At 72.5% G+C, this 14,704-nt stretch carries 11 protein-coding genes; 4 read left to right on the top strand and 7 right to left on the bottom strand.

What is annotated here, in order from left to right; all coding sequences use genetic code 11:
* Positions 1-45: 45 nt before the first annotated feature.
* The 3 genes from Q3W68_RS26345 to Q3W68_RS26335 form a co-directional block, all read right to left on the bottom strand.
* Positions 46-1,788, bottom strand: coding sequence for a bifunctional UDP-sugar hydrolase/5'-nucleotidase (locus tag Q3W68_RS26345; protein WP_302908009.1), 1,743 nt, complete (start codon positions 1,786-1,788; stop codon positions 46-48).
* A 401-nt stretch (positions 1,789-2,189) separates the two neighbouring features.
* Positions 2,190-2,882 carry a histone deacetylase gene (locus Q3W68_RS26340; RefSeq protein ID WP_302908008.1) on the bottom strand — a complete coding sequence of 231 codons (693 nt, stop codon included), beginning with the start codon at positions 2,880-2,882 and terminating at the stop codon, positions 2,190-2,192.
* A gap of 12 nt (positions 2,883-2,894) precedes the next feature.
* Complete coding sequence (locus Q3W68_RS26335; protein ID WP_302908007.1) at positions 2,895-3,674, bottom strand: phosphodiesterase; 780 nt, start codon at positions 3,672-3,674, stop codon at positions 2,895-2,897.
* A 178-nt stretch (positions 3,675-3,852) separates the two neighbouring features.
* Here Q3W68_RS26335 and Q3W68_RS26330 point away from each other — a divergent pair, with 178 nt between their 5' ends.
* Positions 3,853-5,310 carry a diguanylate cyclase gene (locus Q3W68_RS26330; RefSeq protein ID WP_302908006.1) on the top strand — a complete coding sequence of 486 codons (1,458 nt, stop codon included), beginning with the start codon at positions 3,853-3,855 and terminating at the stop codon, positions 5,308-5,310.
* Between the two features lie 134 nt (positions 5,311-5,444).
* On the opposite strand, the gene Q3W68_RS26325 is transcribed toward Q3W68_RS26330, so the two are convergent.
* Both Q3W68_RS26325 and Q3W68_RS26320 read right to left on the bottom strand, forming a co-directional pair.
* The gene (locus Q3W68_RS26325; protein WP_302908005.1) at positions 5,445-6,506 is read right to left on the bottom strand and encodes an aspartate-semialdehyde dehydrogenase; all 1,062 of its coding nucleotides are present in this window, start codon (positions 6,504-6,506) and stop codon (positions 5,445-5,447) included.
* 6 nt (positions 6,507-6,512) lie between these two features.
* Positions 6,513-7,778 carry an aspartate kinase gene (locus tag Q3W68_RS26320; protein WP_302908004.1) on the bottom strand — a complete coding sequence of 422 codons (1,266 nt, stop codon included), beginning with the start codon at positions 7,776-7,778 and terminating at the stop codon, positions 6,513-6,515.
* A 238-nt stretch (positions 7,779-8,016) separates the two neighbouring features.
* On the opposite strand from Q3W68_RS26320, the gene Q3W68_RS26315 reads away from it, so the two are divergent.
* Positions 8,017-8,778, top strand: a complete 762-nt coding sequence (locus Q3W68_RS26315) for a hypothetical protein (protein WP_302908003.1) — start codon at positions 8,017-8,019, stop codon at positions 8,776-8,778.
* A gap of 24 nt (positions 8,779-8,802) precedes the next feature.
* On the opposite strand, the gene Q3W68_RS26310 is transcribed toward Q3W68_RS26315, so the two are convergent.
* Positions 8,803-9,789: a MarR family transcriptional regulator gene (locus Q3W68_RS26310; protein WP_302908002.1), complete on the bottom strand. Its 987-nt coding sequence runs from the start codon at positions 9,787-9,789 to the stop codon at positions 8,803-8,805.
* Positions 9,790-9,862: 73 nt separating this feature from the next.
* Here Q3W68_RS26310 and Q3W68_RS26305 point away from each other — a divergent pair, with 73 nt between their 5' ends.
* On the top strand, positions 9,863-11,137 hold the full coding sequence (locus tag Q3W68_RS26305) for an MFS transporter (RefSeq protein ID WP_302908001.1): 1,275 nt from the start codon (positions 9,863-9,865) through the stop codon (positions 11,135-11,137).
* Positions 11,138-11,375: 238 nt separating this feature from the next.
* Positions 11,376-13,121 carry a 2-isopropylmalate synthase gene (gene leuA / locus Q3W68_RS26300; RefSeq protein WP_302908000.1) on the top strand — a complete coding sequence of 582 codons (1,746 nt, stop codon included), beginning with the start codon at positions 11,376-11,378 and terminating at the stop codon, positions 13,119-13,121.
* Positions 13,122-13,233: 112 nt separating this feature from the next.
* Here leuA and Q3W68_RS26295 read toward each other — a convergent pair whose 3' ends face one another.
* A complete protein-coding gene (locus Q3W68_RS26295; protein WP_302907999.1) occupies positions 13,234-14,673 on the bottom strand; it encodes an MFS transporter in 1,440 nt (479 codons plus the stop codon).
* Positions 14,674-14,704: the final 31 nt, after the last annotated feature.

The raw sequence follows: 14,704 nt of genomic DNA, 5'->3' as shown, positions 1-14,704 counted from the left end.
GCCCCGGAGCGTCGCTCCGGGGCCCGTCGGCGGTGCGGTCGGCCGTCAGCCGGCGGCGACCTCCGTGGTCGTGCGGATCCGGTCCAGCGCCGGCGGGGAGACCGGCGACTTCTCGGTCAGGTACGCGGTGAATGCGTCCAGGTCGATCTGGCCGGTCACCGCGTTGGTGCCGCCGGTCAGGACGCTGAAGCCGTCGCCGCCACCGGCGAGGAAGTTGTTCACTGTGACCCGGTAGGTGGCGGTGTCGGTCACCGGGGTGCCGTTGATCGTGAGGCTGCCCCGGACCACCCGGGTGCCGGCGCACGGCGTGCCGGCCGGCGCGGTGGTGCCGTTGACGTCCACGACGTAGTTGACGGTCGAGGACGCGTAGAGCACGCGCCCCACTGTGAACTGCTGCTCCAGCATGCAGTAGAGCTGCGCGCCGGTCAGGTCCAGCGTCACCAGGTTGTTGGTGAACGGCTGCACGGTGAACGCCTCGGCGTAGGTGACCGGGCCGGCGTCGAGGTCGGCGCGGACGCCACCGGGGTTCATGAACGCGGCGACCGCGTTCTGCTCGGTGTCGGTGGCGGCGAGCTGCGCGTCGGCGATCAGGTTGCCCAGCGGCGACTCACCGGGCTGGTAGACCGGTTCGCCCTTGTCGTCGACCCCGGTCTGGAACAGCTTCTCCTGGGTCTTGGTGAGGACGGCGGTGGTCTCGCCGACCACCCGGTCGGCCACCGGGCCGAGCGCGGTCTTGTACCGGTTGATCAGGTCGGTCGACGGCCGGTCCGGCGTGACGTCCCGGGTGACCACCACGTTGTTCGCGGACGCGCTCACCACGTCGCGGGTGTGCGGGTCGATCTTCAGGTCGATCTGGGTGACCAGGCGGCCGAACGAGCTGGCGCTGGTGACCAGCTTGCCGTTGATGTTGCAGTTGTACGCGGCGTGGGTGTGCCCGCTGACGATCACGTCGATGGAGGGGTCCATCCGGTTGGCGATGTCGACGATCGGGCCGCTGAACCCGGTGCAGTCGTTGATGCCGCCGCCGTTCTGCGCGCCGCCCTCGTGCAGCAGCACGACGATGCTCTTGACCCCGAGCAGGCGCAGGATCCTGGCGTACTTGTTGGCGGTGTCGGCCTCGTCGGTGAACCGCAGGCCGGCGACGCCCTGCTGGCTGACGATGTTCGGGGTGCCCTCAAGGGTCATCCCGATGAAGCCGATCGGGACACCCTTGACGATCTTGATGCCGAACGGCTGCATCAGCGGCAGGCCGGTGGAGGTCTTGAAGGCGTTCGCCGAGAGGTACGTGAACTTGGCGCCACCGAACGGGGTGCCGTCGGCGCAGCCGTCCACCGGGTGGCAGCCGCCGCGCTGCATGCGCAGCAGCTCGGCCGCGCCCTCGTCGAACTCGTGGTTGCCGACGCTCGCGAACTCCAGTCCGGCGAGGTTCATCTCCTCGATGGTGGGCTCGTCGTGGAACGCGGCGGAGAGCAGCGGCGAGGCGCCGATCAGGTCACCGGCGGCGACCGTGACAGTGCCCTTGCCCTGCTGCTTGGCGGCGGCGCGCATCGACTTGAGGTGGCTGGCCAGGTATTCCGCGCCACCGGCCAGCTGGCCGTCGATGCTGCCGCTGGAACCGGTCGGCGGCTCGAGGTTGCCGTGGAAGTCGTTGATCGCGAGCAACTGGACGTCGACCGGCTTCGGACGGGCCTCGGCCTGGTCGGGGGTGACGGCGACCGCAGTGAACGCGGTCGCGGCGAGTGCGGCCAGGCCGACGGCGGCCCGGCGTCGCATCCCGGTGACGGACATGGAACTCCTCGTGAGGTGCCGGTATGTGGCGTCCGGGCGATGGTTCGCCCGGCGACCCTGATCCGTGCCGTGACAGGTGTCGATCGCGGAGGACGGTACTCGGGGGAACGCCGCCCCGCCGGGGTAGCTTCTCATCCACCGGCCCCCAGGTCGAACGGGGCGGCATCAGGAATCGTCGTTGCCTCGGGCGGCCCGTACCGGTCTGCCGGACGAGTCGGACATGACGGTCAGGTGAAATTCCGCGCGGCGCACGCTGTCGACGCCGTCCGTCGTCGAAGGCGCCGGCTCCCAGGGACAGGGAGCCGGCGCCGACGCTCATGTCACGCGGAATTCCTTGCGCTGGCAACCGTCCTTGGCGGAATCACCTCCTGCCGGACACCCATCGCGGACCGAACGGTCGTTCATGCCCGACGGCCCGGCATTTCGAGCAAACTGTCCGAACTCGACTGACGCTCCGGAGGGCCGGTCAAGGGTCCGCTGTGGGCGGTGCCGACGAGCCTGCGCAACGCGGGCCGGGTCCACCGCCCGGCGACCCCCGGCCGGCCGCCCAGGTAGCCGACGGTGCGCGCGGCGTCCCAGCCGTGCGCCTCGCGCAGCCCGCGCGCCAGCATCCCGAGATAGACCGGAGCGGGCCGGTTCCACCGCACCTCCACCGCCCGGTGCGGCGCGGTGAACGTGAGCATCGGCAGGCCGTCGTGGACGCCGACGCGCAGCAGCGTCTCGTAGCGGCCCGGCCCGAGCGTCGCCCGCCCGGCCTCGACGGCCTCGCGGATCCCGGCCAGGTCGGCGCCGGGCGGCCGGTACATCTCCTGCGCGGCGATGTCGGCGAACTGCTCGACGGTTACCAGGTAGCCGCGCGCCGCCGCCCGCCCGGGCAGCAGCGGGTCGTAGAACGCCATGCCGCCGGTCCAGGCCCGCGACTCGCCGGCGAAGTAGACGCCGCCGGGGATCAGCACCGGAACCGTCCGGCGCGGTGGCCGGCGGTCCCGGCAGCCGGGGTACGTGCGCAGCCCACCCGGTGGACACCCGCCACGCAGATACCAGTCGAGCCGCGCGGCGTGCAGATTCGAGCCGTACGCGACGTACCAGAGCATCGACGGCGCGGCTCAGAACCAGCAGGTGCGCCCGGCGGCGTGGCTGACCTGCACGGTGTGCGTCACGCAGCCGCCGTCGGCGATCAGATGCAGCAGGAAGGCGCTCGGCTCGGCGAGAAAGCCCGGCTCCTCGTCGTCGGTCATGGTCAGGCTCACCTGCATCCAGGTGCTCGGCGCGGTCGTCAGCACCGTACCGGCGAACGCGCTCGTCACCTGGCGGTGCAGGTGTCCCGCGGCGACGCGTACGACATGGGGGTGCCGGCCGACCACGGCGGCGAGCGCCTCGGCGTCGGCGAGACCCATCGCGTCCATGCCCGGTACGCCCACCGCGACCGGCGGATGGTGCAGGCACACGACGGCGGGCGCGTCGGTACGCCCGGCGAGCACCCCGTCGAGCCAGGCGAGCTGCTCGTCGCCGAGCCGTCCGCCTGGGCTGCCCGGGGTGAGCGAGTCGAGCACCACCAGCGTCGCGTCCGGCAGGTCGACGTGGTAGTGCGCCGAGAAGCCACCGGCCAGGTAGGGGGTGCCGCCGAACGTGTCGAGCAGCGACTCGCGGTCGTCGTGGTTGCCGGTCACCAGGTGCACCGGCAGCGGGAACGCGCCGACGATCTCGCGCAGGGCGAGGTATTCGTCCGGGCGGCCGTTGGCGGTGAGGTCGCCGGTGATCACCACGCAGTCGGGACGGGGACGCAGCGCGAGCACCGTGCCGAGCGCCCGGTGCAACCCGGACGCCGGGTCGGCCGCGAGCGGGCCGGTGGTCACGTGCGGATCGCTGAGCTGGGCGATGAGCATCGGCCGCCTCCTCGGGTGCCCGGGCCCTCACGCTATCGCCGCGCGCCCTCCCCGCGCAGGCCCGATTCCACCCACAGGCTGCGTCCACAGCCTGTGGATAGCACATGTGTACGAAGGTCGGCGGCGGTTGCGCTGAGTACCCTTGATCGCGACCCGACCCCCTCCGAGCAGGAACGACGTGGATCACGAGCGAGTCCTCCGCGACGTCACGGTGCGCCTCCCCACGGCGTCCACCGTCCCGGAGGCGTGCCAGTGGACCGTCGCCGCGCTCGCCCGCCACACCCCGGCGACCGCCACCGTCCTGCTTCGCGTCCACGACCGTCTGCGCTGCGTCGCCGCGACCGGCGCCTGGCAGGTGTTCTCGCACGTGCCGGCGACCGCCGACGGCGCCCCGCCGGGCCGTCACCGGCCCGAACCCTCGGTGGTGCGGCGGGTCTACACCTCCGGCGTGACCGCCGCCGTGCCCGACGTCAGCGCCGACCCCGACTACCTCGAGGTCCGCCCGGACGTCACCGCCGAACTCTGTGTGCCGGTACGCGACCCGGACGGGCGTCCGATCGGCGTGCTCGACCTGCAGTGGAGCGAACCGGTCGTGCTCGCGGCGTGGCGGGAGACCGCCGAACTGGTGGCCGACCGCCTCGGCGGGCGGATCGCCGCGCTGGGCGGGCCACCGGCCGAGAGCCGCAGCGAGAAGCTGCTCCGGCACGCCGCCGCGTTCACCGCCGCGCCGACCGACTGGGACCTGATGACCGCCGCGCTCGCCGCGGCCCGGGACGTGTCAGCGCTCTCCGCCGCCGTGCTGGTGCTCACCGGCCGGCGCGGCCCGCGCCTCGGCGCGCCCACCGGCACCCCCGGCGACCTGGAGGCGCGCATCCGGGCCGAACTGGACGAGGCCGGACCGGCCGCGCTCGACCGCATGATCGACAGGGCCCACCGGTACGGTTCGGCGTACACACTGGGCGAGGCGGGCCACCCGCCCACCGACGAGTACCTGCCGCTGACCCGGGCCGGCGCGCGCACGCTGGTGGCGGTGCCGGTCGGCACACCGGCGTCCGGTGGCGTGCTGCTCGTCGCCGACGAACAGCGCCTGCGTCCCGACCCGACCACTGTCAACCTGATCGAGCTGCTCGCCGGGCAGGCGTGGACCTGCCTGGACCGGCTGCGTACGCTCGCCCGGCTCCGCGAGCAGGCCAGCTCGGACCCGCTCACCGGGCTGCGGCACACCGGCCCGTTCGGGCAGCGGATCGCCACCGCCACGCCGGGGCGTACCGCGCTGCTCGCGATCGACGTGGACGGGTTCAAGGACGTCAACGACACGTACGGCCACCAGGCCGGCGACCGGCTGCTGGTGGGCCTCGCCCGGGCTCTGGAGGGCGCGTTGCGTCAGGGCGACGAGCTGTACCGGACCGGTGGCGACGAGTTCGTGGCGGTGATCGAGGTGAGCCGCCCGGAGGAGGCGGTCCGGATCGCCGAGCGGCTCACCGAGGCGGCCCGCCGTACCGGCCGGACGATCAGCGTCGGCGTCGCCCTGCCGAGACCCGGCGAGCCACCCGAACGCACCCTGCACCGAGCCGACCAGGCCCTGTACGCGGTGAAGCGCCACGGCCGAGACGGCGTCCACCTCGCCGCCGCCTAACCCCCCGCTCCCCGCTCCCCGCTCCGGCGATCTTGCACTTTCCGCCCCGGCAAAAGTTGCAAATGCCCCGCCGTCAGGGCCGAAAGTGCAAGATCGACGCCAGGAGGAGGGCGGGGGCGAGGGAGGGCGAGGGGTTACGGGCGGGTCAGGTCCTTGGCCAGGAGTTCGGCTATCTGGGCCGTGTTGAGGGCGGCGCCCTTGCGGAGGTTGTCGCCGGTCACGAACAGGTCCAGGGCGCGAGGGTCGTCCACCGCGCGACGGATCCGGCCCACCCAGGACGGGTCGGTGCCGACCGCGTCGATCGGCATCGGGAACTCCCCCGCTGCCGGGTCGTCGACCAGGATCACGCCCGGGGCGTTGCGCAGCACCTCGCGGGCGCCCTCGGCGTCCACCTCGGTGGCGAAGACCGCGTGCACGGCGACCGAGTGACCGGTCACTACCGGCACCCGTACGCAGGTGGCGGACACCTTGAGGTCGGGCAGCCCGAGGATCTTGCGCGACTCGTTGCGCAGCTTCATCTCCTCGGAGGACCAGCCGCCGTCGGCGAGCGAGCCCGCCCACGGTACGACGTTGAGCGCCAGCGGCGCCGGGAACGGACCCAGCTCGTCGCCGACGGCCTGCCGCACGTCACCGGCGCGGGAACCGAGCACCCGATCGCCGGCGATCTTGCCGAGCTGGAGGTGCAGCGCGTCCACGCCGGCCTGGCCCGCCCCGGAGACCGCCTGGTACGACGCGAGCACCAGCTCGCGCAGCCCGTACTCGCGGTGCAGCGGCGCGACCGCCACGATCATCGCCAGCGTGGTGCAGTTGGCGTTGGCGATGATGCCCTTGGGCCGGTTGCGTATCTGCTCGGGGTTGATCTCGGGGACCACGAGCGGTACGTCGCGGTCCATCCGGAAGGCACCCGAGTTGTCCACCACCACCGCGCCGCGCGCGGCGGCGACCGGCGCCCACTCGGCCGAGACGTCGTCCGGCACGTCGAACATCGCCACGTCGACGCCGTCGAGCGCGTCGGCGGTGAGCGCCTGGACGGTCAGCTCCTCGCCCCGGCACTGCACGCGCCGACCGGCCGAACGCTCGGAGGCGATCAGCCGGATCTCGCCCCACACGTTGCGCCGGGAGGAGAGGATCTGGCACATCACCGTACCGACGGCACCTGTCGCCCCGACCACGGCGAGGGTGGGTAGCGACGCCATGGCGCGTTACCGCCCGGTGCCGGCGTAGACGACGGCTTCGGTGTCACCACCCAGCTCGAAGGCGTCGTGGATGGCCCGGACCGCCTTGTCGAGGTCGGTGTCGCGGCAGACGACGGAGACCCGGATCTCCGACGTGGAGATCATCTCGATGTTCACGCCGGCCGCGCCGAGGGCGGCGAAGAAGCCGGCGGCCACGCCCGGGTGCGAGCGCATGCCCGCGCCGATCAGCGAGACCTTGCCGACGTGGTCGTCGTACAGCAGGCCCTTGAACTTGACCGACTCCTGGATCTTGCTGAGCGCGGTCATCGCGGTCGGGCCGTCGGCCTTGGGCAGCGTGAACGAGATGTCCGTGCGGCCGGTGCCCTCGGTGGACACGTTCTGCACGATCATGTCGATGTTGATCTCCGCGCCGGCCACGGTGTCGAAGATCGACGCGGCGGCGCCCGGCTCGTCGGGCACGCCGACGATCGTGATCTTCGCTTCGCTGCGGTCGTGGGCGACCCCGGTGATCAGTGCCTGTTCCACAGGAAGGTCCTCCATCGATCCGGTGACCATCGTGCCGGTGTTGGTCGAGTATGACGAACGGACGTGGATCGGCAAGCCCGCGCGCCGCGCGTACTCGACACTGCGCAGGTGCAGCACCTTCGCGCCGCAGGCGGCCAGCTCCAGCATCTCCTCGTAGGTGATCTGCTCGATGTGCCGCGCGTTCGGCACGATGCGCGGATCGGCGGTGAAGATGCCGTCCACGTCGGTGTAGATCTCGCAGACGTCCGCCTCCAGCGCGGCGGCGAGCGCCACGGCTGTGGTGTCCGAGCCGCCCCGCCCGAGCGTGGTCACGTCCTTGGTGTCCTGCGAGACGCCCTGGAAGCCGGCCACGATGACCACCGCGCCCTCGTCCAGCGCGCCCTTGAGCCGCCCCGGGGTCACGTCGATGATCCGGGCCCGGCCGTGCACCGAAGTGGTGATCACGCCGGCCTGGGAACCGGTGAACGAGCGGGCCTCGTACCCCAGGTTGTGGATGGCCATGGCGAGCAGCGCCATGGAGATCCGCTCCCCGGCGGTGAGCAGCATGTCCAGCTCGCGGCCCGGCGGCAGCGGGCTGACCTGGTTGGCCAGGTCGAGCAGCTCGTCGGTGGTGTCGCCCATGGCGGACACCACCACCACCACGTCGTCGCCGGCCTTGCGCGCGGCCACGATGCGCTCGGCCACCCGCTTGATCCGCTCGGCGTTGGCGACGGAGGACCCGCCGTACTTCTGCACCACGAGTGCCACGACGGTGCACTCCCTCCCAGCGACGACCCTGAGCGTGCCGACGCCGCCGGGTCTCTCGGTCCGGCGGCGCGTGTCAGACCGCCTCAGCCTATCGGGCGGCCCGCGACGCCGGGCCGGGTGATCCCACCATCCGGCCCCGGCGTGGGGCGGCTCACCAGCCCGGGAGGACGCGACACGCCAAGCGGTACAGCCGTACGGTGGGATGACCGGGACCGTGTCCACGACGCAGAATGAGCCGGTGCACGCTCATCGACGTGCGGCCCGCCTGACCGGCGTGGTCGCACTCACCCTGCCGGTACTGCTGGCCGCCTGCGACGGCGGCCGTCCCGAGGCGGCGCCCACCGGCACCGCCGACCCGGTCCCGGTGCAGGTCGACGCCGCCCGCGAGGAACTGGCCGGGCTGGCCGCCGCGGCACAGGACCGGCACCTGACCGCCACGTACGCGTTCACGCCCACCGAGGGCACCCCCCGCACGGTGTCCTTCACCAGCGCCAACGACGGCAGCTGGCGGGTCGACGTGCCCGGCTGGGGGCACGCCGGCACGGTGGACGTCTCGCTCGCCGGCACCTCCGACGGGCTGTTCCAGTGCGCGCTGCCCTCGGCCGGCTGGGCCCAGGCGGCGACCTGCGTCCGCCTCGGCGACGCCGACGACGCGGTGCCGCGCCGGCTCGACCCCCGGGTGCAGCACCCGTTCACCGACTGGCTGGAGGTGCTGACCGACCGGCGCGCGCCGCTCGCGGTCTCCCCCGCCGAGCCGCTGCCCGGCGCCGGCGGCCCGTGCTACACGGTCGACAGCACCTCGGCGTCGCTGAACGCGCCGCTGGACGTGGGCATCTACTGCTTCCGGGAGGACGGCACGCCGGCTGCGGTACGGGCCGGATTCGGCACCCTGACGCTGACCGGTGAGCCCGGTGCGGCGCCGGGAACGGTCGAACTCGCGGGCGCGGTGACCGAGGGCGAACCGGTGAGCCGGGACGCCCCGAGCCCGGGAGCGCCGTAGCGCCTGGGCGTACGACCCGAGCCCTCAGGAACCGCGGGCCGCGTGCAGCAGGGCCGCGCCGACCTCGGTGTTGCGGTAGAGCACGTGCCGCCCGGACCGGGACCGGACGACAAGCCCGGCGGCGTGCAGCGCGGAGAGGTGCTGCGAGACGTTTCCCGCCGACATGCCGGTGAGCCGGGCCAGGTCGGTGGTGGTCACCGGCGTGTCCAGCAGGTGCAGCAGCGCGGCCCGGCCGGCCCCCACCACCCGGACCAGGGGATCACCCTCGGGCGCCGGCGTGCGCTCCCAGAGCGTCCCGACCGCCCGCACCGGGTACGCCCCGGCGGGTAGCGAGTCCTCCAGCAGGTTCCACAGCACCCGCCGGTCGGTGAAGACGCTCGGGTTCAGCGCCAGCCCTCGCCCCCGCAGGTCGAAGTCCCGCTCGAACGGGTCGTCGCTGACCACCCGGTCACCGAGCCACCGCAGGCTGGGATGGAGCCGTTCGAACAGCTGCCCCGCACCGCCCTCGGCGAGCTGGGCCGCCCGGTACGCGACGTCGGCGTCGAGGAGTGCCCGCATCCGTGGCCAGTCGGGGGCGATCGCCTCGTCGTACCAGACCCGAACCGCCTCGACGAGCTGCGGCAGCAGCCCGGCCGGGTCGGCCAGCAACGCCTGCCCGAAGGGGCCCAGCGGCCGGCTCGGGGTGGTCGCCAGCAGGTCCTGGACCACCACACCGGGCGGAGTCGCAGCGATCTGGTCGAGCTGGCCGTCCATCTCCACTCCCGGGCGGGCCGCCGGGGTGAGGAAATCGGGCAACCAGCGGCGCGGCCGGGTCAGCTCCACGAGCGGGCCGACCCGCGCGGCCACCTCCGGGCGGCGCAGCGTCGTCCGGGCCCGGTCGACCCACTGCAGATGCACCGGATAGCGGGCCGGGTCGGCAAGCGCCCACATGCTCATGACCGTCTCGTTGGCCGGCGACACACCGAACCGCACTCCGGCGACGTCGGCCAGCGTGAACCGCAACTCGGACATCGCACACCCCCGGGATTCGGCCCAGCCTAAAAGGTTCGACCGGAGTGCGGGGGGCACTGTTTGCTCACCGGTCATGGGGGCCAGAGAAAGCATCCGCACCTCCGTCCGTCACGTCGTACCGCCGGCCGGGCTGACCCGCGCCCTGGCCGTGCAGGCCATGGTCTACGCCGTCGGTACCGGGCTGTTCCAGGCCGGCAGCGCCGTCTTCTTCACCCGGGCGCTCGGGCTCAGCCCGGCCCAGGTGGGGCTCGGCCTCTCGCTCGCCGCCGGGGCGTCCCTGCTCGGCACCGTTCCGTTGGGCGCGCTCACCGACCGGTACGGCCCTCAGCGGGTATGGATCGTCGGCCTGCTGCTCGATGCGGCGCTGTTCGCGACCTACCCGTTCGTCGGCGGCTTCGCCGGCTTCCTCGCCGTGGTGATCACGCTGGCAGTGGTGGGCGCCGCCGCCAGCACCGCCCGCCAGGTCTACTCGATCAACGTGCTGCGCCCCGAGGACCGGGTCACCGCGCTGGCCTACCAGCGCTCCTCGCTGAACGTCGGCTTCGGGCTCGGCGCGCTGATCAGCGGCCTGGTGCTGGCCGTCGACACGATCTGGGCGTACCGCGGGATGGTCTGGTTCATCGCCACCGTCTTCCTGGTGACCGCCGTCTTCGTCCGCCGGCTGCCCCGGCTGCCGGAGGTGACCCGCCCGGCCGAGCCGATGAGTCGGCTGGCGGTGCTGCGGGACCGGCCGTTCATGGCCGTCGCGCTGCTCTCCGGGATGCTCACCGCGCATCAGACGCTCTACCTGACGGTGATGCCGCTGTGGATTCTGACCCGTACCGACGCACCGAAGGCGATCATCGCCGGGCTGGTCCTGCTCAACACCGTCCTGATCGTGCTGTTCCAGGTACGGGCCAGCCGGGGCGCGGACACCGCGACGGGCGCGGCCCGGGCCTCCCGCCGGGGCGCGGTGCTGATCGCCCTGTTCTGCGTGGCCCTGCCGGTGTCCGGCGCGACCCGGGGACTGCTCACCGTGGTGGTGCTGGTGGCCGCCGCGACGCTGCTCATCCTGGCGGAGCTGATCGAGTCGGCGGGCGCCTGGGGACTCACCGCCACGCTGCCACCCGCCGCACAGCGCGGCGCCTACGTCGGCGCGTTCGGGCTCGGTTCGCAGGTGCAGTTCCTGATCGCTCCGGCCGGGCTGACCGCGCTCGGCGTGAGCACCGGCGGCTGGGGCTGGTACCCGGCAGCGGCGCTGTTCGTCCTGGTCGGGCTGGTGATCGTGCCGGCGGTGGCCCGGGCGGAGCGGACACCTCGGCTACAGGGCGTGCCGACGTCCACCGAATCCGTGACTCTGGTCCCATAGTCCGGACCAACCTTCCCACGGCCCGTCCCACCACGTAGGGTGACCCTGTCATGTGGCGCGCGTACCTTCTCCTTGGCTGCCGCGACGAGGCCTGACCGGCCGGCACCTCGTCGCGGAGTCGCTACGCGCCGTCCAGCACATCCGATCTTCTTCTCGGCACCGCCGCGCACCGTCGCCCGGCATCCCGCCGACACCTTTCCGATCTGCTGACGCCACATGTTCCAGGGAGCACTCCGAGATGGCTCAACCTGTCACCGACACCGATCCGTTCGCCCGCCAGCGCCCCAGCCGGATGCCGGTCCACCGCTACGTCCCGTACGACAGTGAGTTCGGCGTCGACCTGCCGGACCGCGCCTGGCCGACCCGCCGCGTCGAGGCCGCGCCCCGCTGGTGCGCAGTCGACCTCCGCGACGGCAACCAGGCGCTGATCGACCCGATGTCGCCCGAGCGCAAGCGCCGGATGTTCCAGCTCCTGGTGCAGATGGGCTACAAGGAGATCGAGGTCGGCTTCCCGTCGGCGAGCCAGACCGACTACGACTTCGTACGGCAGCTGATCGAGCAGGACCTGATCCCCGAAGACGTCACCATCCAGGTGCTGACCCAGTGCCGGGAGCACCTGATCGAGCGGACCTTCGAGTCGCTGCGCGGCGCGCGCCGGGCCATCGTGCACTTCTACAACTCCACCTCGACGCTGCAGCGCCGGGTGGTCTTCGGCCTGGACCGCGACGGCATCACCGACATCGCCACGCAGGGCGCGCGGCTGTGCCAGAAGTACGCGGAGATCCACACCCCGGACACGGACATCCACTACGAGTACTCGCCGGAGTCGTACACGGGCACCGAGCTGGAGTACGCGCTGGAGGTCTGCTCCGCGGTCATCGACGTGATCGACCCGACGCCGGACCGGAAGCTGATCATCAACCTGCCGGCCACCGTCGAGATGGCGATGCCGAACGTCTACGCCGACTCGATCGAGTGGATGCACCGGCGTCTGCCCCGGCGGGACAGCCTGGTGCTGAGCCTGCACCCGCACAACGACCGGGGCACCGGCGTGGCCGCCGCCGAGCTGGGCCTGCTGGCCGGCGCCGACCGGATCGAGGGCTGCCTGTTCGGCAACGGTGAGCGCACGGGCAACGTCGACCTGGTGACGCTGGGCCTGAACATGTTCTCCCAGGGCATCGACCCGATGATCGACTTCTCGAACATCGACGAGATCAAGCGCGCCGTCGAGTACTGCAACCAGCTGCCGGTGCACGAGCGCCACCCGTACGCGGGCGACCTCGTCTACACCGCGTTCTCCGGCTCGCACCAGGACGCGATCAACAAGGGCTTCGCCGCGCTGAACGCCGACGCGGCGGCGGCCGGGGTGCCGGTTGACGACTTCACCTGGGCCGTGCCCTACCTGCCGATCGACCCGAAGGACCTGGGCCGCACCTACGAGGCGGTCATCCGGGTCAACTCGCAGTCCGGCAAGGGCGGCGTCGCGTACATCATGAAGACCGAGCACCAGCTCGACCTGCCGCGCCGCCTCCAGATCGAGTTCTCCGGCGTGGTGCAGCAGGTCACCGACCACGACGGCGGCGAGGTCGAGCCGGGCGCGATGTGGGAGATCTTCGCCCGCAACTACCTGGTCGACCACCAGGTCGACCCGACCGTGAAGCTGGCCGAGTACACGATCGGCACCGTCGACGGCAAGGTCGAGATCGACGCCCGCGTCGGCTTCGGCGGCGAGACCCGCGCACTCACCGCCGTCGGCAACGGCCCGATCGACGCGTACGTCAACGCGCTGCAGTCCCTGGGCGTGGCGGTACGGGTGCTCGACTACCACGAGCACGCGCTGTCCTCCGGCGGGGACGCGCAGGCCGCCGCGTACGTGGAGTGCGAGGTGGACGGCCGTACGGTGTGGGGCGTCGGGGTGGACGCGAACATCGTCACCGCCTCGATCAAGGCGGTCACGAGCGCGGTGAACCGCACCCGCGCCTGAGGTGTAAGGAAGGGCCCCTTCTTAACGCATTCTGCATAGGAGGGGGCCCTTCTTAACGCCCGCGCCCGAATGGCCCGAGTGTTAACAAGGGGCCCTTCCTCTACCGGAGGCGTTAAGAAGGGGCCCTTCCTTCCCCCCGGGGGCGGTGGATGAGCACGGCGGCGAGCACGGCGCCGGCCAGCAGCAGCCCGGCGCACCACGCCAGCGCCCCCCGGTACGCGTCTGCCAGCGCGCCCTTCTGCTCGTACCCGGTGCCCGACAGCCCGACCAGCAGCGGCAGCGCGGCCACCGCGAGCAGGCCGCCGGCCCGGGAGGCGGCGTTGTTGAAGCCGCTCGCCACCCCGGCGAAGCGGTCGGAGACCGCGCCGAGCACAGACGTCGTCAGCGGCGCCACCACGAGTGTGAGCCCGGCGCCGAACAGCGCCACACCCGGCAGCACGTCCACCCAGTACGACGCACCAGGCCCGACGCGGCGCAGCAGCAGCAGACCCACCGCGGCGACCACCGGGCCGACGGTGAGCGGCAGCCGGGGGCCGATGCGGGCCGACAGCGCTCCGGCGCGCGGCGAGCCGACCAGCAGCAGCACCGTCATCGGCACGGTGGCCAGGCCGGTGAGCAACGCCGACCAGCCGACCACGTTCTGCAGGTAGACGGCGAGGAAGAAGGTGAACCCGCCGAGCGCCGCGTACACCACCACTGTGAAGACGTTCAGCACGGAGAACAGCCGGCTGGAGAACAGCCCGGTGGGCAGCATCGCGGTGTCGCCGCGCCGCCGCTCGACGAGCACGAACACCACCACGGCGGCCACCCCGAGCACCGCCGCGACCAGCACCGCCGGGGAAGCGCCCGGCGCCGGTGCGTCGATCAACGCGTACGTGATCCCGCCGAGCGCGAGCGCGCCGAGCAGCGCCCCGGCCACGTCGAACCGGCGCCGCCCGCCTCCGGTACGCGACACCTCCTCGTCGCGGCTCTCCGGCACCCAGCGCAGCGCGGCGAGCACCACGCCGACGGCCAGCGGCAGGTTGACGAAGAAGATCCACCGCCAGGAGAGCGTGTCGATGAGCCAGCCGCCGAGCAGCGGGCCCAGCGCTGTGGACACCCCGGACAGCCCGGACCAGGTGCCGATGGCCCGGCCCCGGTCGTCCGGGTGGAAGCTGGCCTGGAGCACCGACAGTGAGCCGGGGGTGAGCAGCGCCCCGCCGGCGCCCTGGAGGAACCGGGCGGCGACGAGCCAGCCGGTGTCCTGGGCCAGCCCGCAGAGCACCGACGCCACCGCGAACCAGACCACGCCGAGCAGGAAGACGCGCCGCCGCCCGAACCGGTCGCCGAGCGCGCCGCCGAGCAGCACGAACGCGGCGAGCATGAGCAGGTAACCGTTCACGGTCCACTGCAGACCGGCGACTGTGGCGTCGAGTTCGGCGCCGAGGCGCGGCAGCGCGACGTTGACGACTGTGCTGTCCAGGAACACCATGCCGGAGGCGAGGATCGCGGCGAGCAGCGTGCCGCGTCCGGCGGCGGAGCCGGTACGCAGCGCGGGAGCGGGTGCGGTCACGTCTCACCACTCTGCCCGCCACCCACCGTCG

The sequence above is a fragment of the Micromonospora sp. C28ISP2-4 genome (genome assembly GCF_030519385.1).
GTDB lineage: Bacteria > Actinomycetota > Actinomycetes > Mycobacteriales > Micromonosporaceae > Micromonospora > Micromonospora tulbaghiae.
The sequence above is the reverse complement of the archived record's forward strand: the minus strand, read 5'-3'. Positions and strand labels throughout refer to the sequence as shown.

Coding starts and splice junctions, on each gene's coding strand:
- Q3W68_RS26310 (WP_302908002.1), bottom strand. CDS start 9,789: ATGTCCGAGTTGCGGTTCACGCTGGCCGACGTCGCCGGAGTGCGGTTC.
- Q3W68_RS26345 (WP_302908009.1), bottom strand. CDS start 1,788: ATGTCCGTCACCGGGATGCGACGCCGGGCCGCCGTCGGCCTGGCCGCA.
- Q3W68_RS26305 (WP_302908001.1), top strand. CDS start 9,863: ATGGGGGCCAGAGAAAGCATCCGCACCTCCGTCCGTCACGTCGTACCG.
- Q3W68_RS26335 (WP_302908007.1), bottom strand. CDS start 3,674: ATGCTCATCGCCCAGCTCAGCGATCCGCACGTGACCACCGGCCCGCTC.
- Q3W68_RS26340 (WP_302908008.1), bottom strand. CDS start 2,882: ATGCTCTGGTACGTCGCGTACGGCTCGAATCTGCACGCCGCGCGGCTC.
- leuA (WP_302908000.1), top strand. CDS start 11,376: ATGGCTCAACCTGTCACCGACACCGATCCGTTCGCCCGCCAGCGCCCC.
- Q3W68_RS26325 (WP_302908005.1), bottom strand. CDS start 6,506: ATGGCGTCGCTACCCACCCTCGCCGTGGTCGGGGCGACAGGTGCCGTC.